This is a genomic window from Candidatus Rubrimentiphilum sp. (assembly GCA_035710515.1).
Lineage (GTDB): Bacteria > Vulcanimicrobiota > Vulcanimicrobiia > Vulcanimicrobiales > Vulcanimicrobiaceae > Rubrimentiphilum.
The window spans coordinates 1,077,422-1,103,477 of the sequence record DASTDE010000001.1 but is presented as its reverse complement, the minus strand read 5'-3'; the positions used below and the strand labels follow the sequence as shown (position 1 = coordinate 1,103,477).

Here is a 26,056-nt window from a genome sequence, read left to right as displayed (position 1 = left end):
TTAACGCGGACGAATGCGGTAAATCGCGCCGGTGTCGTCGTCCGCAACAAAGAGATCGCCTTGCGGGCCGATGGCTATCCCTGTCGGACGGCCGATCCGCTGATTCGAGCCGTCTGCCTGGTAACCGCCGACGAATTCGCTCCATTGCCGGCTCGGGTCGTTCCATTTGACTGCGGTAAGCGGCGAATCGCCGTGCATCGTGACGTAGACCACTTGGGGCGCGACGAACGGCGGACCATGCCAAGAACCATGCAGCGTTACGAACGCACCGCCGGCATACCGTGACGGAAACTTATAACGTCCGCTGGGGCGCTGCGGATAAAAGGTGGCGCCAATCGGTGTTGCATAAGCCGGAAAAACGATGCGGGAAACGGCGACGCCGCTGCAGTTGCTTCCTTGATGATTCTCATAGCAGGTAGGCCAGCCGTAACTCACCGGCGGCGAATGCGCGGAGACGTCATCGAAGATCTCGTACGGGTGCCCCGAAGGCAACTCGTCTTGCCCGGCCACGCCGGCCCAAAGCGCCCCCGTGTTCTGATTAGCAGCCAACGCGATCGCGTTGCGTATGTTGCGGGCGATGACCGAATACGATCCGCCGGCAACCCTGCCAACGGTAGCGCGCGTCTGGTCGAGGTCGGGGCTGCACGCGTTGCACGACGAGCCCACGCTAGCGTATAGAACGCCTTTCGCCACGGCAACCGACGTCGTCACGTGATCGCTGGAAACACCGGATGTGCGGACGGAGGCGAGTCTTTGCGGTGCCGAACGCGCGCGGAGATCGCCACTCTTGTATGGGATCTGCCAGACCGCGAACTGCGTGCCCACGTAGATCGAGTCGCCTGAGAGCGTGACGCCGGCAGCGGGCGAGTCACCGAACTGTGCAAAGACCCCGGGCGTTCCAGCTGCTCCCGCCGCATCGGCATGCGGCACGACGTACACAGCTGAGCCGAGCGTTCCCACAAACAGGTCGCCGTTCGGCGCGAAGGCGAGTTCGCGAGCGCCGTTAACGGTAGCCACGCGTTGAATCGTAAAGCCGGCCGGCACGGAAGGCATTCCGCCTGCGGCGCACGCCGCCGACGAAATGCTCAGAACCAGCGCCGCGATGCAGAAGAAGGCTGGTGCGCGCACTACTGTGATACTTCCGGACCGTGTGCGACGCGCTCGAACCGCGCGCGAAAATCTTGCGTCGAGAGATTCGTGCACGCCGCGAGCCGTGAGAGTTGCGGTTCGCGGAGATCTTCCGGCTCCAGGCGGATCATGTAGTTGCGCGCCACTTCATAGGACTCGGTGGTGACGTCAACCATGCGCACGCGCACGCGGCCGGTCTGCGGATCTTGCAATTCGGAGAGATGCACCGGCACGACGCGTCCGCCGGAGAGCGCGATCAGCGCGCCGCTGCCGCCGCTCAGAAGGTACCGCACGGCGCCGTATCCCAGCGTGCGCGTGTACTCTACGTCGAACGGGACTGGCTTTGCGCAGCGCAGCTCATATCCGATGTCTTTCGAGACGATCGTTGTGCTCACGCCGATTCCGTCCAGGCTCTTGCGGACTTCGTCGCGCAGCACCATACCAATCGGCACGTCGGCCAGGCGCACGTGACCGTAAGCGTCGCGCGTAACACTCTCCAGTGCTGCGAGTTTCTCCGCGGAAAGGCGCTCGGCAATGCCTTCGGCAACGATCGCAACGCCGTAGCCGTGATTGTTCGCGACGCGTTTGACGATCGCGCCGACCAGCGTGTCGACGACCGCCTGTAGGTCCAGCTCCGGCTCCGGAAACTCTTCAGGAATGACGGCCAGCGTGGCTCCCGCCGCTTTGCACATCCCAAGCGCGAGCGCTCCGGACTTGCGGCCCATGCTCACGACGAGATACCAGCGCTCCGTGGTGCGCGCGTCCTCCATCAAACTTTCGATGATTCCCGTGCCGACCGATCGGGCGGTCTCAAATCCAAAGGTGGGTGCATTGTCGGGCAGCGGTAGATCGTTGTCGATCGTCTTCGGCACGGTGGCAACTCCGATGCCGCCTTTGGTCGATTCCGCGATGCGCGTCGCGCCGTAGGTTGTGTCGTCTCCGCCTATAGTAATCAAATAGCGCACGCCGAGCGACTTCAGCGAGTCCACGCAGCGCTTCAGCGTCGCGTCGTCTTTGGCCGGATTCGTTCGGGACGTGCGTAAGATCGAGCCGCCCGTCGCATGAATACGCGAAACATCTTCGATGCGCAGCTCCGTCACGTACGACGTTTCGCCTTTGGCAAGATGGTGATAGCCGTCGTAGATGCCGATCACACGCAGGCCGCTATTTACCGCCTCGATGGTCGCCGAGGCGATGACGCCGTTGATTCCCGGCGCCGGCCCGCCGCCGACCAAGATACCAAGTGTTTCTGCGCTCATTACCAGAGCAGTATACAAGAAAAAGGAGCCATCGCGCGGCGATGGCTCCTTCCTACCGGGGTCGCTGAGCTTAGACGCCCGGCGAGGGAGATGGCTCCGGCCGGTTGCGCCGGCGCCGGCCTTGGAATTCCGCTTTGCGCTTTGCCATGTCAGCCTTGAGCAGCTGTTGCTGAGCAGGCGTGAGCACCGCCATCAGCTTGGTGCGCAAGTCTTTGCGCGCTTGCGGATCGGGAGTGCTGCCGCGCGGATGCGATTGGCGGTACTGCTGCATGAGCTGCTTGATCTGCGCCTGTTGCTGCGCGCTCAGATTCAAGTTGGTCATCTCGCGCATGAAGCCGAAGCCGTGACGATGCCGCTCGCCTTGCATTGGCTGCGAAAGCGGCGCGGGGCTCGGTTGCACTTGAGCGAATCCGGCGGCGGGCACCGCAAGAGCGGTGACCATGGCTGCCGGGACGAGAATGGAACGAAGATTGAACACAAAGGGCTCCTTTGGATGGGTGTATCGTCATACTAACGACCACCGGCGCCAAAGGTTCTGAAAGCCGGATTAGGGATCGCTAAGGAATCGTTAAGAGCGTGGCTTTATCGCTGCGGCCTTCACTCCTGGCGACGCCTGCGCCTCGAAGCGCAAAAAGTTCTTCGCAAACAACTCCGCCAGCTTCTTGGCTTGCACGTCGTACGCAGCTTTGTCCGGCCACATGTTCTTGGGATTGAGTATCTCCGACGGCACTTCCGGAACGCTCAGTGGAATCGAAAGCCCGAAGAACGGCTCGTCCTCGAACTTTGCCCCGGCAAGCGCGCCTTCGATTGCGGCATTGACCATGGCACGGGTGTATCCGATCGCCACGCGCTTCCCGACCCCGTAGGGTCCGCCGATCCATCCGGTATTCACGAGCCAGCAGGTGACGTTGTGCTCGTCAATTTTTTGGCCCAGTAGTTTGGCGTACACCGTCGGATGATGCACCATGAACGGCGCGCCGAAACAGGTCGAAAATGTGGCTTGCGGCTCCGTAATGCCGCGCTCCGTGCCGGCAACCTTAGCGGTGTAGCCGGAAAGGAAGTGATACATCGCTTGCTCTTTGGTGAGCTTGCTGATGGGCGGCAGAACGCCGAACGCATCGGCAGTAAGCATTACGATGGTACGGGCGTGCCCGGCGCGGCTTCCCGGCACGACGTTCGGAATGTATTCGATGGGGTAGGCGCCGCGAGTGTTCTCGGTTTTCTTTTCCGAGTCGAGATCCAACTCACGCGTCGTTTCGTTGTAATCAACGTTTTCCAGCACCGCGGCGAAGCGATGCGTGGCAGCCCAGATCTCCGGCTCGGCGCTCTTGGAAAGGCGGATCACCTTCGCGTAGCAGCCGCCTTCAAAATTGAAGACGCCCGTATCGGACCAGCCATGCTCGTCATCGCCGATCAAGGGGCGGTGTGAATCCGCGGAGAGCGTCGTCTTGCCCGTTCCGGAAAGTCCAAAGAACACCGCGACGTCATCCTTCCCGGCGTTAGCCGACGAATGCATCGGCAGCACGTCGCGCAGCGGAAGAAGATAGTTCATGACGGTGAAGACCGACTTCTTGATTTCGCCGGCGTACTTCGTTCCGCCGATCAGGACAATGCGCTTGGCAAAGTTCACCAAAATGAACGTCGAGGAGTTGGTGCCGTCGCGCTGCGGATCGGCCGCAAATAACGCCGCATCGACAACCGTGAACTCAGGCGAAAAATCTTTCGGCGCCGTTTCAGGGACGATAAAAAGATCGCGCGCGAACAAGTTATGCCAGGCAAGTTCGGTCACGATCCGGACGGGAAGACGGTAGCGTTCGTCCGCGCCGACAAAACAGTCGAGCGAATAGAGCTCACGCTCGGAAAGATAGGCTGCCACACGATCCCACAGCGCATCGAACACAGCAGGCTCGATAGGGCGGTTGGTCTCGCCCCAATCGATGTGTTTTTCGCTGGAATCCTCACGGACGAAGAACTTGTCCTTCGGCGATCTGCCCGTGTGCGGGCGCGTGTCGACGATCAGCTGGCCATCGCTGCCGAGCACTCCTTCGCCGCGGCGCAGCGCGTGCTCGACGAGTTCGGCCGTCGAGAGATTCTCGTAGATGCGTGTAGCTTTCAGTGGTTGCGGAACAGTGAGAATGATGGTGCTCCCTGCAGGGCAGAAAGTGTTATTCGGGCTAAGACCGTGAAACGATGAGATTCGCCGCCTTTGCCCTGCTGTGCCTTTTGGCAGCGGAGGAGACCGCCTCGGCCGCTATCCCCTTCCACGTGGGCTTCTACCCGTCCGGCCCGCTGGACGGTATTACGGACGTTCCGGGCGTTGCGGTCGGCCATGTGACAAAAGTCGAAGGCGCCGATATCCGCACCGGCGCGACCGCCATTCTGCCTAACAGCGATCCCTGGACCCACAAGGTTTCGGCGTACGCGTTGAGTTTTAACGGAAACGGCGAGATGACCGGGACGCATTGGATCAACGAGGCGGGATATCTGGAAACGCCGATCGTGCTGACGGACACATTGGACGTCGGACGCGCCGACGACGGCGTCGTGAGCTGGATGATCAAGCAGCATCCGCAGATCGGAATTCGCGACGATGTGCCCTTGCCGGTGGTCGCCGAGTGCGACGACCAGTTGCTGAACGACATTCAGGCCCGCGTCATCGGTCCGCAAGACGTCGTCAATCTCTTGGACTCCGCAAAAACCGGTCAGTTCGCCCGCGGCAGCGTCGGCGCCGGGACCGGAATGAAAGCGTTCGGGTTTAAAGCCGGCATCGGATCGGCGTCGCGCGTGCTGCCGAAGGAGCTGGGCGGTTACACCGTCGGCGTACTGGTGAACGACAACACCGGATCGACGCGCGAACAGCTTACCATCGACGGAGTGCACGTCGGCGAAGCGCTTCGGAACGAATACCGGATGTCGTTCCCCAAGAGCGTGTCGCTGCACGGCCGCATGGCTTCGGGTAGCATCATCATTGTGGTAGCGACGAACGCCCCGCTGGATTCGCGGCAGCTGCACGCAATTGCATTGCGCGCGGGCATGGGTATGTCGCGAACCGGCCTGACGAGCGACGTAGGTAGCGGCGATCTCTTTGTCGCGTTTAGCACCGGCTTCATGTTCGAGCAGACGGCGGGCTATCGCATCAACGCTCCGGCAGTCCCATTTGTGGAAGACAGCAGCGTCGTGAACGCACTCTACCGCGCAACCGCCGAAGCGACCGAGGCCGCAATTTACGATGCGCTGTTCAACGCGAAGACGATGACCGGAAAGGGCGGCGTAACCGTCTACGGTTTACCGGTGGACCGCGTACTCACGATGCTGCATGCCGCGGGAGTGCAGTAATGCCGGCCAAGCGGCGTAAACGGCGCCGAAAGGCGGCGCTGAAACCGCGGCTAGGCCCCGCCACGAACCTGCGGCCGGCCGGCGCGCACAAGTCCAAGAAACGCTATAGCCGAAAGCGCAACAAAACGATCATTGACAGCGAGGTGGACGAGGCTTTATGAGTATACGCACAATCGTGTTGCTAACGGGTCTTCTGGCGTTGGTTACGTGCCTCGGATACGGTCAAGAGATAAACCAGCAGAGCGGAGAGGTAAGCTTCACTGGGCCGGAGGCGGCCGCGCTATTACGAGCGACCCAAAGTGTTGAAACGTCTCCGGATATCACGATAAACATCGTCAGCAAATCTGCGGCTGAGATGCCCGCGTACGATGCGGTTGTGCATTACGCGGGTCTGAATCCTACAAAACCCACGGAAGCCACGATTTGGTTGTTGAGTGGACTGAAAGCTTCACAAGAGACGTCCAATCAGTTGCAAGCGGCGACGGAACTTGCGTGTATGGACACCGGTTTTGCCGGGCCAAAGTGGAAGGCGGCTTACGATTACGTGGCAGGCTTAGACGCCAAGTTGCCGCCTGAGGTGAGCGATCGGTATCGTAACCGCCATATGCTGACAGGCCGGATACAGCAAATTATCGACTCGGGAAAATAGGGGTTGCCGATGCGTTTTGTTTTTGCACTTATTGGCGGCCTTGTGGCTGCAATATTAGCTGCCATCGTTTGGGCCGCTATTACGGCCGCGACGTCTTTCCAGATCGGTTACATGTCCATCGGCGTCGGTTTTGCAGTCGCCTTCGCAGTACGGTTCTGCGGCCAAAGTCACGACAGGCGTTTCGCTATTCTCTCGGGGGCGCTGTCTTTATTTGGCTGCCTCCTTGGGAATTATCTGGCTGCGCTCGCGATGGCCGCGCAACATTTGCATGCATCGACGGAGACCATGATTTTAGGGTCGATAAGGGGGTTGCCGATGTTTTTCCAAGTGATCGGCGACACGTTCAACCCCATGGACTTGCTGTTTTACGCTATAGGCGTCTACTTCGGCTATAAATATGCGCTGGTGCCGCTGCGCCGCCCAGCCCCTGCGGGGCCTCAGCCGGAAAAAACCGCTTAAGCGATCAGTTCGCGCTCGACCAAGATCGTGCGCGGATCGATCAGATGCTTGTTGAGTCCGAGCTTGTCGGCGGGCACGCCTAGCGCGAACGCCACCAGCTGCGGAAGATGGAACGTCGGCAGGTCGGTTCTGCCCCAGCGCGCCGCGGCGTCTTGTTGATAGCCGTCTAGCGCAAGGTGACAAAGCGGACACGGCGTGATAACCGCTTCCGCTCCGTGGTCCTTGGCGATGCGCATATTCTGTCCGACCATGGACGTGGCGACGCCGTCTTTTTCCAACTGAATGTGGAAGCCGCAGCAGCGCGTCTTGCCGGCGTAGTCGATGGGCTCGCCGCCGATGGCTGCGATCACGTCTTCAAGCGAGTGCGGATTGCGCGCCGATTCCCAGCCGTTGACTTTTTCCGGCCGGATGATGTGACAGCCATAGAACGGTGCTACCTTCAACCCGTTAAGCGGACGAACGACCATCTTGCGCAGGTTGTCTAGGCCGATGTCGTCTATGAGCAGCCAGAGCAGGTGCCGCACCATGACGCTGCCCTCGTACTTGGCGCCGAATTTTCCGAGAATGGAATTGGCTTGGGCCATGCGGTCTTCGTTCTCGAGCAATTCTTTGTTGGCAGCGCGCATGTGGCCGGTGCACGTCGAGCAGATCGTAATGACGTCGTCCAACCCGAGGGCTTCGGCTTGCGCGTACGTGCGTGCGTTCAGCACGCGGGCGATGTCGCGATTCGTATCGTTGACTACCGATGCGCCGCAGCACGAGGCCGCCGTGAGCTCAATCAGCTCGATGCCAAGTTTGTCGGCCAGCAGCATGGTCGAGTTGAAGAGTTCCTTGCACGACTCTTTGGCGACGCAGCCCGGGAAGAAGCCGTAGCGCCGCATTTCGGCGCTTTTCGAATGGCGGTGCGAATCGGTGGTTTTCTCTTCCGGCAATAAGGTCGTGCTCATGTGGGGACCTCCAACGACTCGAAGATCGTACGGACTTCGTCGACTTTGGGAATCGGTTTGAGGAAGGGCGGCGGAAGTTTCCCTTTCGACGCCATGCGCAAACCGAGCGGGGCGATCTTCATCAATCCGACAAAATTGAAGCGGCCGACGGTGCCTTGGATGACCTCGGTCTCCGCGAGCATGCCGGTTTTCTTAATCGTCTTATTGACGACGAGCGCATGACGCGGACCGGCATGATCCATCATCACGCCTTCTTGCACCGTGGCGCGCTTGACGTCGACGATCCGGTCGTGCGGATCGACATGCTTGGGACAGTACGAGCAGGCGTAGCAGTGGGCGCACAGCCACAGGTAGTCCTCATTGATCTGCGCGAGGCGCTCTTTTTTCTTGCTGTCGCGCACGTCTTCGATGAAGCGGTACGCATACGCGATGGCGGCCGGGCCGGCGAAGGACGGGTCGACGCTCACGACGGGGCACAGCGCATAGCACGTCGCGCACATGACGCAGTTGGCCGCGTCCACGAGTTTCTTCATGTCGGCGGGACTGACGCGCCGCTCGCGTTCGTGGTCTTCGTCGCGGTCGAACGGTTGAAGATAGGGCTTGAGGCGTGTGTATTTGTCCCAGAACGGATCCATGTGAACGACCAGGTCCTTCATCGGCTGGAAGTTCGGCATCGGATCGATCTGAATGACGCCTTCTTTATTCATCACGCTCTTGCAGGGCGTCTTGCAGGCTAGGCCCGTCACACCGTTGATGTTCATCGAGCACGAACCGCAGATGGCCGACCGGCAAGAGCGGCGGAAGCTGATGGATCCGTCAACTTCGGCCTTTGCCGTTTCGAGTGCGTCGAGCACCGTCGTTGTTTCGGGAACGTCGATCGCGACGGTGTCCCGGTGGGGAACGGCGTCGACGGCTTCGTCGTAGCGGAAGATATCGAGCTTTATCTGCGCCATCTCAGTATGACCTTACTTGCGGAGCCCACTTGGTGATCGTTACCTTGCGCGAATAATCGAGCCGCGGGTTTTGGTTCTCCTGACGCCAGGCCAGCGTGTGTACCATCCAATTCTTGTCGTCGCGCTCGGGGAAGTCGGTGCGGGCTTGCGCGCCGCGCGACTCCTGACGTGCGAGCGCGCCGTTGGCGACGCACATGGCGGCGTCGATCAAAAAGTCCACTTCCATGGCGTGCACCAGATCGGTGTTGAACGTTTTGGACTTGTCCATAACATAGACTTCGCGGTCGAAGGTCCTACGAATCTCGAGCAGGTCGTCCACGGCTTGTTTGAGCTCTTTCTCCTGGCGGAAGATGAAGACGTTCTTGCTCATCGTCGTGTTCATCTGCGTGCGCAGCTGCGGCGCCCGCATGCCGGAGTTCTTGGAGAGCCAGCGGTCGATTCGCGCTTGCTCGCTCTTGAGCGTGCGTTCGGAGGGACGTACGTCGCCGCTTTCCTTTATATAGTCGCAGGCGTGATTGGCCGCGCGGGCTCCGTAGACGATCGTCTCGAGCAGCGAGTTTCCGCCCAGGCGGTTCGCGCCGTGCACCGAGACGCAGGCGGCTTCGCCGGCGGCATAGACTCCCGGAATGCGCGTCGCGCCGAATTTGTCGGTCTCGATTCCGCCCATCGTGTAGTGCATACCAGGGAGAATCGGAATGGGCGTGTCGATGGCGTCCTTGCCGGTAGCGTCGAGCGCCAGCTCGCGAATCTGCGGCAACCGCTCGAGAATTTTTTCGCGTCCGAGATGGCGCAAGTCGAGCAGCACGCAGCCGTCGATGCCGCGGCCCTGCATGATCTCGGTCCAACCCGCGCGCGAGACGACGTCGCGTGAAGCAAGTTCGCCTTTTTCGGGCGCATACTTGAACATGAAGCGCTCGCCGAGTGAATTGAGCAAATGCGCGCCTTCGCCGCGAGCGGCTTCCGAAAGCAGGACGCCGTTCTCTTTGAGCGAGGTCGGATGGAATTGCACGAACTCCATGTCCATGATCGGCACGCCGGCGCGAAAGGCAATGCCCAGACCATCAGCCGTCGAGGCGTAGCCGTTGGTGGTCTTGGCGTACATACGGCCGCAGCCGCCGGTAGCAAAAATCGTGGCTTTCGCCGTGATCAGTTCCAAATTGCCGTTGCGCATGTTGTAGGCGACCACACCGCTGCCGACGCCGTCCTCGACGCAAAGCGCGGTGCAGAAGAACTCTTCGTAGACTTTGACCTTGAAGCGTTCGAGCTGTTCCCAGAGCGTGTGCAGAATGACCAAGCCGGTCACGTCGGCGCTATAGCACGTCCGCGGCGAGCCGGCTCCGCCGAACGGGCGCTGCGCCAGCCGGCCGTCAGGCAGGCGAGAGAAGATACAGCCGCGGTGCTCGAGCCAGATGATCTGCCTGGGAGCGTCGTCGCACATGGCCTCGATCGCGTCCTGGTCGCCCAGATAATCGGAGCCCTTGGCGGTGTCGAAGGCGTGGTTTTCCGGGGTGTCCTCGGCCGTATTGCCAAGCGCCGCGTTTATGCCGCCCTGTGCCGCGCCGGAATGGCTGCGGACCGGGTGCAACTTGCTGACGATCGCCACGTCGGCGCCTCGCTCGGCTGCTTCGACCGCGGCGCGCATGCCTGCCAGGCCGCCGCCGATGACCACAACGTCGTGCTTGATCACGTGACCTTCTTTATACTACTCCGGGCGACAGGCTCCCATGACTATAGTCTTTCGGGGGCTTGCCTCGGCCTCTCTTATGGCACGTTTAATCGTTCGGCCAAGGCAAGCCCCCGAAAGACCAAGGTCGTGGGTTCATACACGGTTTTGCGAGGCGGGGTGACGAACTGCGCGGTCCAGTGAGCCAATTCGTCCACCTGCACGTCCATAGCGAGTATTCTCTCCTGGACGGCGCCTGCCGCATCGATGACCTTTGCCGCCGCGCCGCCGAAAACGGAAGCTCCGCGATCGCACTGACGGATCATGGCGTAATGTACGGCTCGATGGAGTTCTACTATGCCGCGCGCGAACACGGCCTCACGCCGATCCTTGGGTGCGAAGCGTATCTGGCTCCGCGCGGGCGCCTCGATCGGACTGCGCGCGAAGAAGCGCATGTTACGCTGCTGGCGGCGGACTTCATCGGCTACCGCAATCTCAGCGCGCTTGTTTCCAAAGGCTTCTTAGAAGGCTACTACTACAAACCGCGGATCGATCTCGAGCTGCTGGCCAAACATAATGAGGGGCTCATCGTTCTCTCCGGGTGTTTGTCGGGTCTGGTGGCGGCGCCGTTGCTGCGTAACGATTATCAAACCGCCAAGACGAATGCGAAGGCGTACTCCGATATTTTCGGCGACCGTTTTTACTTGGAAATGATGCGGCACGGCATGCCCGAGGAAGAAACGATCAACCCGGGACTGCTGCAGATCTCCCGCGAGTTGCAGATTCCAGTCGTGGCGACCAACGATTCGCACTATCTGGAACGCGGAGATGCCGCCGCGCACGACGTGCTGCTGTGCATCGGCACCGGCAAGACCGTTGCCGACACGAACCGCATGCGGTTCTATTCAGACGAGTTCTACATCAAATCGAATGATGAGATGCGCGCGGCGTGGGCTGACTTGCCCGAGGCATGTGATGCCACCGAAGCGATCGCTAAGCGTGTGGACATCCGCATCCCCGAGCGCATTTTTAACGTTCCGGAGTTTCCGGTGCCGCAAGAGGACTTGCTCAACGAAAAGACCGCCGAAGAGTATCTTCGCGAACTCTGCGAGCAGGGATTGATCGAGCGCTACGGCGCCGAGCGCGCGGCCGGCGACACTGCTCTGCGCGAACGGCTCGATTACGAGCTGTCGATCATCAACAAGATGGGATACGCATCGTACTTTCTCATCGTGTGGGATTTCATCAAATACGCACGAGATCACGATATTCCCGTCGGCCCGGGTCGCGGTTCCGCGGTAGGCTCGGTGGTGTCGTACTCACTGCACATCACCGATCTCGATCCGCTCAAATTCAACTTGTTGTTCGAGCGCTTCCTAAACCCGGACCGCATCTCGATGCCCGACATCGATACGGACTTCTGCGTCGACCGGCGTGACGAAGTGATCGCCTACGTCGCTAAAAAATACGGCGAAGATCGCGTCGCGCAGATCGTGACGTTCGGAACCATGGCGGCCCGCGCGGCGGTCCGCGACGCAGGCCGCGCACTCGGGGTTCCCTTGCCGGACGTGGATCGCGTCGCCAAGATGATCCCCTCCGGACCGACGGGCTTGACGATAGGACAGGCGCTAGAGCAAATTCCGGAGCTGAAAACGCTTTATCGGGGATCTGCCGAGATGCGCAAGTGGCTGGACACGGCGAAGTCGATCGAAGGTTTGGCGCGCAACGCCGGCACGCACGCGGCGGGCGTGGTCATCTCGGCGGGGCCGCTTATCGATTACGCACCGCTTGCAAAAAGCGACACCGGCATCAATACGCAGTACGACATGAATTGGGTCGAGCGCATCGGCCTGCTGAAGATGGACTTTCTGGGGTTGCGCAACTTGACGGTGATGAAGAACGCCGTAGACGAAATCCGGCGGACGTCGGACTCCACTTTCGACATCGCCAAGATTCGTGACGACGACAAACGGACGTACGAGATGCTTAGCCGCGGCGAGACCGTCGGCGTCTTTCAGTTGGAATCGGAGGGAATGGTTCGCATCTGCACGGAGCTGCGGCCGAACGAATTCAACGACATCATCGTGCTCGTGGCGTTGTACCGGCCGGGACCGATGGAGTGGATCCCGACCTATATCAGCGCCAAACATGGCCGCACCAAGGCCAAATACCTGCATCCCAAACTCGAAGCGATTACATCCGAAACCTACGGAACGATCGCGTATCAGGAACAGGTAATGCGTACCGCACGCGACGTGGCCGGCTTCTCCATGGGTGAAGTGGACGAGCTGCGCAAGGTCATGAGCAAGAAACAAAAAGAGAAGATCCCGGTCTATCGCAAGAAATTCATCGAGGGCGCAAAGCGGCACTCGGAGATCGGCGAAAAACTCGCCGCGGAGATTTTCGCTTATATCGAACCATTCGCGGGCTACGGCTTTCCCAAAGCCCACGCGGCGGCATATGCCTGGATCGCGTATCAGACCGCGTTTCTCAAGGCCAATCATCCGCTGGCGTACTTCAGCGCACTGATGACATCGGTGCGGGATCGCACCGATAAGCTCGTCGAGTACATCGAAGAAGCCAAACATATCGGGATTGCCGTTCTGCCTCCCGATGTGAATGCGTCGCTGATCGATTTTGGCGTGGCCAACGGCGAGGTCCGGTTCGGCCTCTCGGCCATCAAAGGCGTCGGCGAAGGCGCGGTACGCGTGATTCTCGACGCGCGCGATAGAGGCGGCCCGTTCGTCGATATCTTCGACTTCGCGCGGCGCGTGGACAGCAAGCAAGTGAATCGCCGCGTCTTCGAATCGCTCATAAAATGCGGCGCGCTGGACTCCTTGCCGGGAAATCGCGCGCAAAAGCTGGCGGCGCTCGACGTCGCGCTGCGCATTGCGGCCGCCGAGACGCGCGACGCCGAGCTCGGACAAGCGTCGCTGTTCGGTGAAAGCGACGCGGCGTCGGTGGAAGGATTGGCGCCGTCACTGCCGGCGGTGGCGCCGCCGACGACGCTGCAGATGCTGCAATGGGAAAAGGAGACACTTGGCATTTTCGTCTCGGGACATCCGCTGGCCGATGTGGCGCAAGCGCTCGCGCGGACGGGGGCGATACCGGTCAAGGATCTGCGCGAGCGCGAAGACGACACGTTCGTCTGCGTCGCGGGAATTGTCACCGGCGTGCGGCGCACGCTGACAAAATCGGGGCAGCAAATACTGATTGCGACGATCGAGGACATGACCGGAAGCGTCGAAACGGTTGTTTTCTCGAAGGTCTATCCGCAAGTCCAAAGTTTTTTCGAAGCCGACCGGATATTGATCGTCAAAGGCCGCTTGCGGACTCGCGAACGCGTCGGCGGCCCCGTCGGCCAGGAGGGACCGATGGAAACGACGATCGCGGTGAGCGAAGTCTCGGCATTCGAACGGCCGGCGATCGCGCCGCAGCCCTCGGGCTGGCACGTGAACGTGACGCAGCGCGATCAAGTAGACCGGCTGGTCGCGTTCTTGGACGAGTGGCCCGGGACGGTACCGCTGGTTCTGCGCGTGGGCGATCGCCTGCAGCGGCTGCCCCGCGGTATCGCCTCGGATTTCCGCGTGAAGCGCGAGCTCGAAAGCATCGTGGGAGCGGGGAACGTACAAGAAGGCCTTCCGAACTGAAACGTCCGCGGCTTGTCGCCTTCGATCTGGACGGCACGCTTATCGGCGAGGAGCTGCGCGTTCGACCGCGAGTGGCGGATGCGATCGAAAAGATGCGCGCGCTCGGCGTGCAGGGCTGCATCGTTACCGGCCGCATGTACGGTGCTGCGCTGCCTTTTGCTCGCGCGCTGGGATTCGATGCGCCAATCATCTGTTACCAGGGCGCGGCGGTCGTGGACCCTGTGAAAGACGACGTACTGCTGGACGTTCCACTGGCTAATGAAGCGGCGCTGGCAGCCGAGGCATACGCGCGTTCGCGAAATCTGCACATACAACTTTATAAGAACGACCGCTACTACTGCGAAGAGCGCAACCGCTACTCGGACCTCTATGCGAGGTTGTCGGAATCGGAGCCGGTGATCGTGCCCTCACTGCGGGAAGAGTTTCGTTTCAGCGATTCAACCAAAGCGTGCATTATCGCCGAGCCGGAGATCGTCGATCGCGAGATCGACGGCGTGCGCCAGGCCCTCGGAGCAAGCGCATATGTGACGCGCAGCATTCCGTGGTTCATCGAGGTGATGAGTCCCAAGGTCGACAAAGGCAAAGCCTTCGCACTGGTTGCGCAAACTGTGGGCGTTCCGCTCGAAGAGACGATGGCTATCGGCGACTCTTGGAATGACATTCCGCTCTTACAAGCGGCTGCGTTTGGCGTGGCAATGGGTTCAGCGCCGCCGGAGCTACGCGCGGTGAGCGCTGCCGTGGTGAGTGACGTCGCGCACGACGGCGTAGCCGAAGCGTTGGAACGCTACGTGTTGCAGTGAGCCGACCGCGCAAGCATATCGGCCGCCGCAAGCCCTCGGCCGCTTCGCGTCTCCGGCCGTTTTGGATTCTGCTGGTGCTGCTCGTGATTGGGGGCGGAATCGCCGGATACTATCTGGCCACGTGGCCGGGTTTTCGCATCCGTCATATCATCGTACTGGGGAATCACCGCGTTTCAACGCACGCGATCGTAGCCCGGGCGGCAATCGACCGCCACCTCAACGCATGGCTGCAGAACATCGCAGCCGCCGCCTCCCGTGTTGCGGCAATCCCAGACATAAATCAGGTCACCATCAAGCGCGGGTTTCCAGCCTCGTTGCTCATCCTCGTGAGCGAACGGGTGCCGTTTGCTCAAGTACGCGCGGGCGCAGAAACCGCCGTGGTCGATCGTGACCTTCGCGTCCTGCAGGCGCCGGCGCCGCCGGCGCTGCCGCGCTTGTTCGTGCGGGCTGTGCTGCCACCGGCGGGACAGTTTATTAAGGACGAAGGGGTAACGCGATTGCGGGATGACTACGAACGTCTGAACGGCGCGCACGTTGTCGTTGCGGCATTACGGTACGATCGTTTCGGGGATTTGACGGCCGACACGCCGCGCGGCGTGAAATTGCTGCTGGGCGATGACGAAGACCTCGCGCGCAAAATCGCGCTGATTGGTCCGATACTCTCCCAAACCGCAGGAAAGCGAATAGCGGCTATCGACCTGCGGGCGCCCGGCACGCCGGTTGTGGTCTACCGCCGCTAGCGTATTCTAGGGTTCGACCGGGGCGTAGACTGCGACCAGCCCGTTAATAACGGAGAACTTGATTTGCTGGTTCGTCTGACACTTGCTGAAGTCGACGTTCGGCTTGACCGTTGTGAGCGTCGCTTCGGCGCCGGTGCTCAGTTTGACGACGATGCGCTTGGTGTCGAGCACTTTCTCGACGACCGCGGTATAGGTGCCGTCGGCCATTGGGACGGCTTTGGCCGCCGCGGGGCTACTGGCGGTGGTTGAGGTTTGGGCAACGGCGGGCGCGACGAGCGCCGCGATGAGAGCGAGTAAGCTGATCGTTGTTCGCACGAAAACTCCGTAGTGGCTCCGAGTGGTCTAAGCATTAGATGATACCGTAGGTCCGGCCGTCGTGCTAGAGGCTTTAAGGATTTTTTACTGCCTTCTCCACAACCCCCCACAGGTTGCTCGCAAGGAGCGCGGCCCCGGCGCTAAAATCTACCCACCGGCCCTTGCCAGGAGCACCTATACGTTGTAGGGTTTATGGAGCCGGGCCACAATATATTGGGCTTGAGGGGATCGCGGATGAAGCACGGCACCGTCGCGGGGCTGGACATAGGCACGACTAAGACGTGCACTGTTGTCGCCTCCGACGGCCCCCACGGTCTGGAGATTATCGGGTACGGCGAGGCACCCTCGCTCGGGATGCGCAAAGGCGTAGTCACCGACCTGGAAGAGACGATTAAATCCATCGAGGCAGCCACGGAAAAAGCCGAGCGCATGGCCGGCGTGCATATAGCCGACGTCTACGTGGCTATTACCGGCGAACACATCCGCAGTACCAACAACCGGGCCGTCGTCGCGGTGCAAAACGAAGACCGTGAAGTCAGCAGCAGCGACGTGCACCGCGTGGTCGAGGCGAGCAAAATCATTAGCGTGCCGGCCGATCGTCAGATCGTGCACGCGCTCCCACGCTTTTTTACCGTGGACGGACAGGACGGCGTCGAGGATCCGGTCGGCATGGCCGGCGGCCGGCTCGAGGTGGACACGCACATCATCACCGGGGGAACGTCATTCATTACGAACGTCCTTAAGTGCGTGCACCGCGCCGGACTTGAGGCGTCGGGATTGGTCTTCGAACCACTCGCAAGTTCGGCCGCGACGCTGTTGCCGGAAGAGAAGCAGGTCGGTGTCGTGCTGCTCGATATCGGTGGCGGCACGACCGATATCGCAGTATATAGCGGCGGCGGGGCGATTTATACGGCGACCATTCCGGTGGGCGGCAACATCTTGAGCAACGACATCTCGCTCGGGTTGAAAACTACCGCGGGCGAGGCAGAGCAGATCAAACGCGTCTACGGCTCGGGGCCGCCGGAGCTCGAAGAACAATTCTTTCCGGTCAAGACGCTCGACGGACGCAGCACGCGGGAGACGACGACGTCGCAGTTGCGGCAGATCGTGGTGCCACGCGTGATCGAGACGTTCCGCATGTGCAAAACCAAGATCATCGAGAACGTGCCGCGTGATTTGGTGCTCGGCGAGGTCGTGCTCACCGGCGGTGGCGCGCATCTCAAAGGCATCGAGCCGTTGGCGGAAGAGGTTTTCGGCCTGCCCGTCCGTGTCGGCACGCCCGACGCGATCGGCGGCCTCAACGAGGCGATGAAGCAGCCGGAATACGCCACCGCAATCGGTTTGATTCTCTTTGGCCCGAATGGCGGCATCGAGAATCACCATTACACCAAACGCAGCCCGTCGATGTTCGGCAAATTCCGCTCGTGGCTGGGCGATCTATGGAACTAAATAAAGGAGACGACTACCATGGCTGAAGCGAAGCGCTACGTACCCGAACACGCGGCAACGATCAAAGTGGTCGGTGTCGGCGGCGGCGGATGCAACGCGGTCAATCGCATGATCGAAGCCGGACTTACCGGCGTGGAATTCTATGCCGTCAACTCCGACGTGCAAGCGCTGCGCAATTCGCTGACGGAGAACACGGTGCAGATCGGTTCCGGGCTAACCCGCGGTCTAGGCGCCGGGGCGAACCCCGTGCTGGCGCGCGAAGCGGCCGAAGATTCGCGCGAAGATCTCTCGCTGATCCTCGAAGGCGCGGATTTAGTCTTCATTACCTCGGGCATGGGCGGCGGCACAGGCACAGGAGCCACGCCGATTATCGCCGAGCTCGCGCACGACGCAGGCGCGCTGACGATCGCGGTCGTTACCAAGCCCTTCGCATTTGAGGGACGCAAGCGCATGCAAGTTGCCGAAACCGGCATCAGCGAACTCGAACCGAAGGTGGACACGCTGATCACGATTCCCAACGAGCGGATCTTGCAAGTGATCGAAAAGCGCACACCGCTCAACGAAGCGTTCGCCTACGCGGACGACGTGCTGCGGCAAGGCATCGCCGGTATCTCGGATCTGATCACGCAACCGGGGCTTATCAACCTGGACTTTGCGGACGTCAAGACCGTGATGACCGACGCGGGAACCGCGATGATGGGGATCGGCGAGGGCACTGGCGAGCACCGCGCGGCCGATGCGGCGCAAAAGGCGATCGCCTCGCCGCTGCTCGAGACCACGATTGAAGGCGCGCGCGGCGTGATCTTCAACATCACCGGCGGCGCCGATATGGCGATGTACGAAGTCAACGAGGCCGCCGAAATGATCAGCCGCGCCGTCGACGGCGACGCACAGATCATTTTCGGAGCGAGCATCGACCCCACGATGACGGGCAAAGTGCGCGTAACGGTCTTGGCGGCGGGCTTTGGTTCGCAGCGAGGCTACGGGCGCTCGCAGTCTTCGTTCAACTTTGCGGATACGCGCTTCGACGCAGTTTCGCCGGTGAACATGGACGACATCGAGGTGCCGGCCTTCCTGCGTTATCGCGGCTAGCGCAGAAGCAAGCTTTCAGAGTTTTTTCACGAGTGGGGGTACGGGTGTGATCCCACTCGGAGGAAACATGAATCCAAGAATCTTAGCGGCCGCCTGGCCGCCGGCCGCCCTTATTGCAATTGTACTTACCACTGCCCCGTCGCTCGCCGGAAACCCCAGCGGTACGGGACAACCGAGCCAGTCATGCGGTTCGGCGACCGCGACCATGCAACCAAAAGGTTTCGGTACAAAAGGCTTCACGCACGCGACGACCGTGTATGCGGGCAGTCCCGGCAGCAAATCCGCAACGCATTCCAAGAGCACGAAAGCTGTTTCGCAGTATGACGTCGCTTGCTTCCAAAACACGCAGCATCGGCCAATGACGCGGCGATCGGCGACGCCCAGCCCGCGGCGTACTTAGGATACGTGAGCCAGCGCAGCTTGCTGGACCGCGCCTAACACTGCGCAGAGCCACGCGCATCCCAGAAGCGTGCCGCCGGCGACGTCGGTGAGGTAATGGACGCCCAAAGCCAGGCGAGACCAGCCGATGCCGGCGGCCCACGCAACCAGGAGGATAACCAGCGCATCTTTGGGCGCCGCGGGCAGCGAACTGTATGCAACGACGCACGCCCAGCCGCAGAAGAAGACGACGGCGGTAACCGCGTGTCCACTCGGATATGATTTTCCCGGATCCAGCCCGACGATCCAATAGTCGGGGCGCACGCGCCGGTAATGCGCCTTAAAGAGCTCGGCCAGCGCCTGAGTTACAAGCTGTGAAACGATCAAAATGACCGGGATCCAAATGCCGCGATGCAACACCGCGAATGCGCTGGTAATAATTACGAAAGCGGCGGTGATGAACGGCCAGCGTCCCGAATCCGCCAAGATGCATGCCAGCGGCGTCGCGTGCGAATGAAAGATTGCGGCGGAATCCACGCGCAGCGCCGGGCGGCGTATGACCAATTCTCCGAGCGCCATGAACGCCACGAAGAGCACTGCAGCAGCGATGTAATACTCGGCCGGGCGGCTCAAGGTACGAGAACGCGAAGCGCCTTGCGCTCGATCTTGAATTTCGCCGGCGTTTTGCCCAACGTGTGGCCATCGATGTCGACCTGCTGCTTGGGCTTGGTTCGTATCTGGATTTTCGAAGCCGAGAAATAGTGCGCGCCTTCGAGCTTGACCTGGTCGCCGGCGATGAGTGCCGCGCTCGTCCGTAACGCATCGGTGCGTGAGACGCCCTCAACCGCAAAAAAAGCGAGCTTGCCGCTATGCAGGTCCGCGTCCGGCGTGAGGGCCTGCCATCCGAAATACCGTCCGTTCGCGACGATGGCTTGATATGTTTCAATATGGAGCTCGCCGCTTTCCCAGGTGACGTGCATCTGGAATGGCCGGCTGGTCAAGAGGCTGTGCATGAACGAAACGCCATAGGCGACCGGGCCGATGATCTTTTTTAGAGGGCGGCTCGTCTGGTCGGCCGCCGTGGCCATGAGTCCTACAGTGGCGAAATTCGCAAAGCAGGTTCCGTTGACGACGCCGACGTCGACGCACTCTTCGCGATCGCCGGCGATTGCCTCGAGCGCGGTTTCGAAGTCGTGAATTCCGATGCTGAGCGCAAAGCTGTTGCCGGTACCGGCGGGCACGACCGCAAGAGCGGATTTGGTGTTTGCGATTTCCGCGACAGCTGCAGTCTGCGAGCCGTCTCCACCGACGACGACGATAGTCTCGGCCCGCGCTTTCACCGCACTCCGGACCGCCCGGATAAAATCCTTGCGGCGCTCCGCGGTGTGGGCGGCGACGACCTCGACGCCGCGCTTCGGAAGTTCGTCGTGCAGGCGCTGGTAAAAGGCCATCCCGTTACGCGACTTCGGCCTGCAGATAATCGTCACTTCACGCACTGTGGATAACTACATACCACAAAAGTGATGCCCAGAACCCGCTTTCTTGGGCAGGGAAAAAAGGACCATGCAGTTGTGTTGCCGGGAGATTGCCCAAATGACCCGCTTGTGATACACCTTTGGTACTAACAATCTTTCGGAGGAGCGGGTGTGGCTCTACGAGGTTTGGCTAGCGCTGAGGCTATCGACGTTGCGTCGGTTGCGATCGAGCCGGATGCGCTCCGTAAAATCCCCCGTTCGCTGGCTTTCCAGCACGACGTTTTGTCGCTTTCGAGCGACGGCAACGAGCTGACCGTCCTCGTCCCAGAGTCGACGCAGCGCGAAACATTCGAGACCATTCGTTTTGCTACGGGGATGCACGTGCACGCGTTGAGAGCTCCACGTGATGCGATTCGCGCCCGGTTAAACGACGTCTATCGAGAGGCGCCGCTGCGTGCGCCCTCGCCGCCGGAAGCGCCCGCCGTCGCACTCGTGAACGAGATTCATCGCGACGCGATATGCGCCGGTGCCTCGGACGTGCACATAGAGCCGTGGGCCCGCGGCGGCCGCGTCCGTCAACGAGTAGGCGGCATTCTCCGTCCCTCGCGGGCAATCGGCGACGATCTCTACATTCACGTCGTTTCGCGCATCAAGCTCTTGGCGGGAATGGACATCGCGGATAAGCGGCAGCCGCAAGATGGACGTTATGACATCGAGACTTCCGGACAATCACTCGACGCGCGCGTGAGCTCCGTTCCAACGATCGCGGGAGAGAAACTCGCGATCCGCCTACTCGATCATCACGCTCGCATTCCGCGTCTAGATCAGCTGGACTTTCCTGAAGAATGCTACGAACGGCTCAAGCGGGTTTGTTCGGCGCCGCATGGCTTCATCGTTGCAGCCGGACCGACCGGAAGCGGAAAAACCACGACGCTGTACGGCGTGATGAGCCAGCGCGACACGACGTCGGAGAATCTTTGCAGCGTTGAGGATCCGATCGAAGTTAGGATTCCGGGGATATCCCAAGTGCAGGTGAACGTCCGCGCCGGGGTGACGTTCGCATCGGCGTTACGCGCCTTCTTGCGTCAGGACCCGAACGTCATCATGGTCGGCGAGATGCGCGACCAGGAAACCGCGGCAGTAGCGGCGTCCGCATCGCTCAGCGGCCAGCTCGTGCTCACGACGCTGCACAGCAACGACGCCCCGAGCGCGGTCGAGCGTCTTGTAGAACTAGGCGTTCATCGCCGGACAATGTCGGCCGGCCTAACCGCCATCGTAGCGCAGCGTTTGGTGCGTCGTCTCTGCGCGCAATGCCGAAGTCCGTATCAGATTTCGAAGCGTGATGCGGATGAATTCCGGATCGCGGAGGGCGCAACGATCCATCGCGCCGGCGCGTGCGCGGAGTGCGCAAATACAGGCTACACCCAGCGCAGCGCACTCTTCGAGGTGCTGTTTGTCGACGACGCGATTCGCGAGGCCATTTCTTCCGGAGTATCGAGCGTGTCGCTGGGTAGAATCGCGCAGGGTTCGGGATTCACGCCGATGCTGCAGCATGGCATACGCCGGCTGCTGAATGCCGAGACGAGCATCGAAGAACTGCGGCGCGTCTTGGCGATAGGGCTGCATTGAATTCGGATCCCAGCCCGATCAGATTGAGAGAAGCCCTGCGCATCGCACGCGCCGCACAAGCTTCGGACGTCCATATGTGCGCGGGCGTGCCGCTGATGCTCCGCGTTGACGGGTCGCTGGAGCAGCAGAACGGTACGGTCGTGACCCGGAACGAGATTGATGAAATCGTTGCGTACTGTTTCGAGGATGTCAAGAGGCGCTGTTTGCACCGTGCCGGCGACGCAACGACGACATTCGAAGATCCCGGAACGGGCGTGGTGCGCATCCACGCGTATGTGGCAAGTCACGGATGCGCGTTGGCGATACGTATGCTGGCGTTGAAGATTCCCGCGCTGGAGAGCCTCGATTTACCGCCGGTCGTCGCCGACTTGACGCAGCGAAGTCACGGGCTCGTAATTCTCAGCGGCCCGACAGGCAGCGGAAAATCGACCGCCCTGGCGGCTATGGTGGATCGGATTAACCGGACTTCGGCGAAACACATTATCACGATAGAGGAACCGATCGAATACCGGCACGCAGCCGGCAAGTCCGTGATCTCGCAACGGGAAGTGGGGGCGGATGTAGAGAGTTTCGGCTCGGCACTCGTCGGCGCATTGCGCAGCGATCCTGACATCATTCTTCTGGGCGAGATGCGCGACCGGTTGACGATGGCGGCGGCGCTGACGGCTGCGGAGACAGGACACCTCGTACTTGGCACGATGCACACCGGCACGGCGGCCGAGAGCGTCGACCGTATCGTAGGAAGTTTCGAGGGAGCGGCTCAGGACGAGGTGAGAACGCAGCTTTCCGGCGTCTTGGCCGCAGTTGTCTGCCTGCGCCTCGTTCGGCGAAAAGCCGGACCCGGCCGGCGGATTGCCTCGGAGATTCTGCTGGCGAGCGATGCCGTGCGCACTGCGATACGCGAGTCAAAACCGCACCATCTGCGAAACATTATCGCAACCGGCCGGAGCAGCGGAATGCAGACGCTGGAAGCGCACTTGAGCGATCTTGTCGTGCGCGGCGAGATTAGCCACGAAGCGGCTTGTAGCGTAACCGACCGGCGCAGCGAACTTCGGGCAGAGATCGCGTAGTGCTCTTCTATTATACTGCGCGGAATCCAGACGGGCACTTCCTCCGAGGATCCGTTGAGGCGGTATCGCTGCCGGATGCGATGACGGCATTACGAAACCGGACGCTCTTTGTCAGTTCGCTGGAAGATGCAGCGACGGCGCGGGGCCGGTGTGCGGGCATTCTTCAATTGGGGTCCGTTTCGCAAGGCGCCCTGGTAGCGTGTTTCCGGTCACTTGCGACGTTGGTTCGCGCGGGAGTCTCTCTGCCGCGCTGCCTCGGCGTTTGCATCGAGCAGTCCGGCGATCGCAGGTTGCGCGAGACTCTACGCGCCGTGGCCATCGAGATTCAAGACGGCCTATCTCTAAGCGAGGCGATGCAGCGCCATCCACGCGTGTTTTCGCGATTGCTCATCGGCACGATCAAAGCCGGCGAGCAGGGCGGGGCGCTCGACGTAGTGCTCGAGCGTTTGGCGGGAGCACTTGAGCGCGATCGCAGCGTACGCAAGCGAATAGCTGCCTCGCTGACGTATCCGGGCATTGTCGCCGCCGCGACGGTTGTGGTGATCTGCCTGCTCCTGACTACGACCATTCCAATGTTTGCCAGCATGTACGCACAGCTGCATGTCGCAGTGCCGCCGCTTCTGAGTGCGCTCATTGCTTTTTCCACCGCTTTGCGATCCGCCGGCGCCTGGCTTACGATTGGGCTGGCGGGCGGTGCCGCCGTCCTCGCCGTCCTCCAGCTGAGAAACACCGCCAAAGGCAGAGCGGCAATCGAAGACGCTCAACTAGCGCTGCCTGTGATCGGGGCGATCTTGCGCAAGGCAAGTCTGGGCAGGTTTGCGCGTATGCTCGGCACGCTGTTAGCGTGCGGAGTCAATCTGCACTCCGCTTTGCCCGTGGTAGCTGAAGTGGCCGGTAGTCCGCGATACCGCGCAAGCGTCGAGTCGCTGTCCCTATCGTTGGCTCGGGGATCTTCGATCGCCGAACCACTCGCGGCTTCGCGGCTCTACGATGCGTTATTCTTGCAGCTCGTTCGCGTAGGTGAGGAGACCGGCGCTATCGATGAGATGCTCCTTCGCATCGCCGACTACTACGAGCTCGACGTGGAGATCGCGCTGCAGCAGCTCGCCTCCGCATTAGAACCTGTGATGATCCTTTTCCTCGGAGGCGTGGTCGGCGCGGTCGCGGCCGCCGTGTTTATCCCGCTCTACTCTTTCATTGGGAACATAAAATGATGCATGCCAGGAATCCCGCCCCCGCCAGGGAGACGTTGTTCGACGAGTACGGCAGATTGTGCACGCGGGCATGCCGCAAGTTCATGCGCCCCGGAATCGATCGCGCGGATCTGCAGCAGATCGCGGCAATCGGACTGATCAAAGCCTGCGACCGGTATGACCCGTCGGTTGAGACGCCGTTCGAAGCCTTTGCGTGGCTTTTCATCATCGGTGAACTTATGCATTTCGTACGCGATCATGAAAGGCTGGTGCGAGCGCCGCGCCAGCTGCGGAAGATGGAGAAGCAGGTTCAAGTAGCGCAAGAGTCACTGGTAAGCAGATTGGGACGTGAACCGTCAACGCGCGAGATCGCGCAGCATCTCGGGGTCACACCTGCGGATATTGCGGACGCATATCGGTGCCGGGACCGGGCCACGGTTGAGTCCCTTGACGCGCTTGCGCCCTACGAGCTCAAGCCGGTCGCGTACGCGGTCGACGAGCCGGAAAATGCGATCGTGATTCGTGAGGCGCTCGCGCATTTGACCGCGCCGGAACGGACCATCGTGGTCGCGATGTACGCCGGAGGCTACAGTCAACTCGAACTGGCCGACCGCCTGGGATATTCGCGCCGGCACATATCGCGCTTGCACCGCCGCGCGCTGAAGAAGATGAGAAACGCAGTCGCGGTTTAGACATATATTGGGCACCGTGATCTCTTGACGTCGCTGGAGGTGGACATGGAACGTCAACGCGGGTTCACGTTGCTAGAGATGATGGTGGTCGTGGCGATCATCGCGATTCTCGCCGGGATTCTCATTCCGAACTTCACGCGAGCTCGAGCGCAAGCCCAAACAGCGGCTTGCATCGGTAACATGAAAACGATAGCTACGGCGCTCGAACTCTACTATACGGACAAGCAGTTCTATCCGGTGGCAACCAGAGCAAACGTCGATTCGTCGTTTACCACGACGACGATGAGCGGTTACTTAAGCCAAGTTCCGCTGGATCCGGCAGCCGGACCGGGCGCCTATTACATGTTGACCACGGCCGCCGCGTCGGGGAATGGCGGCGTTGCGGGATATACGATCTGGTGTCCGGGTTCGCACGATCCGTCCACGCTGCAAAACCTCGTGCCGGGAACGACCAATACACATGTAAAGTACGATAATAAAACCGGCTTCGGCGCGGCCTCGGCGCAGGGCTCTTAGTGGACGTCACTTCCTCGGCGCTGCTGGCGATTGGCCGCGGCAACGCCTACGCACCGGTGCTTGCATTTGCGGCCGGGTTGGCCGGTAGCTTTGGGCCATGCGCTGCATCGCGTCTGGTTGCGGTAGCAGCATGCGGCAGCAACAAGAGTCTGCGGGAGAGCGCGTTCGCCGCCGGCTCGTTCGTTGCCGGCCTTGTCTTGGCGTATCTGCTGTTTGCGCTAGCCGGCTCGCTGATTTGGGAAGCGTTCAGATATTCAGGAGAGATCTACGCGATCGCCGCAGTTTTTCTGGCCGCCGGCGGATTGGCGGCGGTCATACGGGCTCCGGCTGAGTGTGTACATTCGCAAGTACACTGGCGGCGATCGTCCGGAAGCATGTTCCTGCTGGGCGCTTCATCCGCGCTGATGGTATCGCCATGCTGCACGCCGATTGTTCTCGCATCAATCGCCTACGCCGGAGTCACGGGGCTCTGGTTCTCATGCGCGGCGATCGCCTGCTTTGCCTTAGGCCACGCGTTTCCGGTTGCTTTGGTGGCGATCGGCGGCAGCGTGTTGAGGCCGCTACTTACTCATCCAAATGTCCAGGGCGCGACGAGCATGATTGGCGGATCGCTTCTGCTTGGGCTCGCCGGCTACTATGTGGTCGTGGCATGAGTCTTGCCGC

24 protein-coding genes are annotated in these 26,056 nt (G+C 61.0%); 14 read left to right on the top strand and 10 right to left on the bottom strand.

Going from position 1 to position 26,056, the window contains the following annotated elements:
* The 4 genes from VFO29_05635 to pckA form a co-directional block, all read right to left on the bottom strand.
* Positions 1–1,128 (bottom strand): hypothetical protein, encoded by a 1,128-nt coding sequence (locus VFO29_05635; GenBank protein ID HET9392981.1) that lies wholly within the window; start codon positions 1,126–1,128, stop codon positions 1–3.
* The gene (pfp, locus tag VFO29_05630; GenBank protein ID HET9392980.1) at positions 1,128–2,387 is read right to left on the bottom strand and encodes a diphosphate--fructose-6-phosphate 1-phosphotransferase; all 1,260 of its coding nucleotides are present in this window, start codon (positions 2,385–2,387) and stop codon (positions 1,128–1,130) included. The genes VFO29_05635 and pfp overlap by 1 nt, the downstream gene beginning before the upstream one ends.
* Positions 2,388–2,457: 70 nt before the next feature.
* Complete coding sequence (locus VFO29_05625) at positions 2,458–2,865, bottom strand: hypothetical protein (GenBank protein HET9392979.1); 408 nt, start codon at positions 2,863–2,865, stop codon at positions 2,458–2,460.
* Between the two features lie 90 nt (positions 2,866–2,955).
* On the bottom strand, positions 2,956–4,524 hold the full coding sequence (gene pckA, locus VFO29_05620; GenBank protein HET9392978.1) for a phosphoenolpyruvate carboxykinase (ATP): 1,569 nt from the start codon (positions 4,522–4,524) through the stop codon (positions 2,956–2,958).
* 53 nt (positions 4,525–4,577) lie between these two features.
* Here pckA and VFO29_05615 point away from each other — a divergent pair, with 53 nt between their 5' ends.
* From VFO29_05615 to VFO29_05605, 3 genes are all read left to right on the top strand, one after another.
* On the top strand, positions 4,578–5,723 hold the full coding sequence (locus VFO29_05615; GenBank protein HET9392977.1) for a P1 family peptidase: 1,146 nt from the start codon (positions 4,578–4,580) through the stop codon (positions 5,721–5,723).
* Between the two features lie 157 nt (positions 5,724–5,880).
* Complete coding sequence (locus tag VFO29_05610) at positions 5,881–6,372, top strand: hypothetical protein (GenBank protein HET9392976.1); 492 nt, start codon at positions 5,881–5,883, stop codon at positions 6,370–6,372.
* A 9-nt stretch (positions 6,373–6,381) separates the two neighbouring features.
* Positions 6,382–6,831, top strand: a complete 450-nt coding sequence (locus tag VFO29_05605; protein ID HET9392975.1) for a hypothetical protein — start codon at positions 6,382–6,384, stop codon at positions 6,829–6,831.
* On the opposite strand, the gene VFO29_05600 is transcribed toward VFO29_05605, so the two are convergent.
* From VFO29_05600 to VFO29_05590, 3 genes are read right to left on the bottom strand one after another with little or no spacing between them, the layout of a single operon-like run.
* Positions 6,828–7,778 (bottom strand): CoB--CoM heterodisulfide reductase iron-sulfur subunit B family protein, encoded by a 951-nt coding sequence (locus tag VFO29_05600; protein ID HET9392974.1) that lies wholly within the window; start codon positions 7,776–7,778, stop codon positions 6,828–6,830. The two genes, VFO29_05605 and VFO29_05600, sit on opposite strands and share 4 nt — an antisense overlap.
* Positions 7,775–8,731 (bottom strand): succinate dehydrogenase iron-sulfur subunit, encoded by a 957-nt coding sequence (gene sdhB, locus VFO29_05595; protein ID HET9392973.1) that lies wholly within the window; start codon positions 8,729–8,731, stop codon positions 7,775–7,777. The genes VFO29_05600 and sdhB overlap by 4 nt, the downstream gene beginning before the upstream one ends.
* A gap of 1 nt (position 8,732) precedes the next feature.
* Positions 8,733–10,418, bottom strand: coding sequence for an FAD-dependent oxidoreductase (locus tag VFO29_05590; protein ID HET9392972.1), 1,686 nt, complete (start codon positions 10,416–10,418; stop codon positions 8,733–8,735).
* 176 nt (positions 10,419–10,594) lie between these two features.
* Between VFO29_05590 and VFO29_05585 the strand changes: the two genes are divergently transcribed.
* Genes VFO29_05585 through VFO29_05575 form a run of 3 tightly spaced genes read left to right on the top strand, consistent with a single transcriptional unit; the run spans position 10,595 to position 15,584 of the window.
* Positions 10,595–14,044 (top strand): DNA polymerase III subunit alpha, encoded by a 3,450-nt coding sequence (locus tag VFO29_05585; GenBank protein ID HET9392971.1) that lies wholly within the window; start codon positions 10,595–10,597, stop codon positions 14,042–14,044.
* Positions 14,041–14,844, top strand: coding sequence for a Cof-type HAD-IIB family hydrolase (locus VFO29_05580; GenBank protein ID HET9392970.1), 804 nt, complete (start codon positions 14,041–14,043; stop codon positions 14,842–14,844). Before VFO29_05585 ends, VFO29_05580 begins: the two co-directional genes overlap by 4 nt.
* Positions 14,841–15,584 (top strand): FtsQ-type POTRA domain-containing protein, encoded by a 744-nt coding sequence (locus tag VFO29_05575; GenBank protein ID HET9392969.1) that lies wholly within the window; start codon positions 14,841–14,843, stop codon positions 15,582–15,584. The genes VFO29_05580 and VFO29_05575 overlap by 4 nt, the downstream gene beginning before the upstream one ends.
* Positions 15,585–15,590: 6 nt before the next feature.
* Here VFO29_05575 and VFO29_05570 read toward each other — a convergent pair whose 3' ends face one another.
* Complete coding sequence (locus VFO29_05570; GenBank protein ID HET9392968.1) at positions 15,591–15,899, bottom strand: hypothetical protein; 309 nt, start codon at positions 15,897–15,899, stop codon at positions 15,591–15,593.
* A gap of 234 nt (positions 15,900–16,133) precedes the next feature.
* Here VFO29_05570 and ftsA point away from each other — a divergent pair, with 234 nt between their 5' ends.
* Complete coding sequence (gene ftsA / locus VFO29_05565; GenBank protein ID HET9392967.1) at positions 16,134–17,348, top strand: cell division protein FtsA; 1,215 nt, start codon at positions 16,134–16,136, stop codon at positions 17,346–17,348.
* Between the two features lie 18 nt (positions 17,349–17,366).
* The gene (ftsZ, locus tag VFO29_05560) at positions 17,367–18,440 is read left to right on the top strand and encodes a cell division protein FtsZ (GenBank protein ID HET9392966.1); all 1,074 of its coding nucleotides are present in this window, start codon (positions 17,367–17,369) and stop codon (positions 18,438–18,440) included.
* Positions 18,441–18,836: 396 nt separating this feature from the next.
* On the opposite strand, the gene VFO29_05555 is transcribed toward ftsZ, so the two are convergent.
* Together VFO29_05555 and VFO29_05550 are read right to left on the bottom strand one after the other, a co-directional pair.
* Positions 18,837–19,451 carry a phosphatase PAP2 family protein gene (locus VFO29_05555; protein ID HET9392965.1) on the bottom strand — a complete coding sequence of 205 codons (615 nt, stop codon included), beginning with the start codon at positions 19,449–19,451 and terminating at the stop codon, positions 18,837–18,839.
* Positions 19,448–20,305, bottom strand: coding sequence for a diacylglycerol kinase family protein (locus VFO29_05550; GenBank protein ID HET9392964.1), 858 nt, complete (start codon positions 20,303–20,305; stop codon positions 19,448–19,450). Before VFO29_05550 ends, VFO29_05555 begins: the two co-directional genes overlap by 4 nt.
* Positions 20,306–20,479: 174 nt before the next feature.
* On the opposite strand from VFO29_05550, the gene VFO29_05545 reads away from it, so the two are divergent.
* The 6 genes from VFO29_05545 to VFO29_05520 all read left to right on the top strand — a co-directional run bounded on the left by VFO29_05545 (position 20,480) and on the right by VFO29_05520 (position 26,046).
* Positions 20,480–21,922, top strand: coding sequence for a GspE/PulE family protein (locus VFO29_05545; protein ID HET9392963.1), 1,443 nt, complete (start codon positions 20,480–20,482; stop codon positions 21,920–21,922).
* Positions 21,919–22,992, top strand: a complete 1,074-nt coding sequence (locus VFO29_05540) for a PilT/PilU family type 4a pilus ATPase (GenBank protein HET9392962.1) — start codon at positions 21,919–21,921, stop codon at positions 22,990–22,992. The genes VFO29_05545 and VFO29_05540 overlap by 4 nt, the downstream gene beginning before the upstream one ends.
* An 80-nt stretch (positions 22,993–23,072) precedes the next feature.
* Positions 23,073–24,206: a type II secretion system F family protein gene (locus VFO29_05535; GenBank protein ID HET9392961.1), complete on the top strand. Its 1,134-nt coding sequence runs from the start codon at positions 23,073–23,075 to the stop codon at positions 24,204–24,206.
* Entirely contained in the window at positions 24,203–24,877 is a 675-nt protein-coding gene (locus VFO29_05530; protein HET9392960.1) for a sigma-70 family RNA polymerase sigma factor, read from the top strand. Before VFO29_05535 ends, VFO29_05530 begins: the two co-directional genes overlap by 4 nt.
* Positions 24,878–24,922: 45 nt before the next feature.
* The gene (locus VFO29_05525) at positions 24,923–25,393 is read left to right on the top strand and encodes a prepilin-type N-terminal cleavage/methylation domain-containing protein (protein HET9392959.1); all 471 of its coding nucleotides are present in this window, start codon (positions 24,923–24,925) and stop codon (positions 25,391–25,393) included.
* On the top strand, positions 25,393–26,046 hold the full coding sequence (locus tag VFO29_05520; protein ID HET9392958.1) for a cytochrome c biogenesis protein CcdA: 654 nt from the start codon (positions 25,393–25,395) through the stop codon (positions 26,044–26,046). Before VFO29_05525 ends, VFO29_05520 begins: the two co-directional genes overlap by 1 nt.
* Positions 26,047–26,056 lie beyond the last annotated feature (10 nt).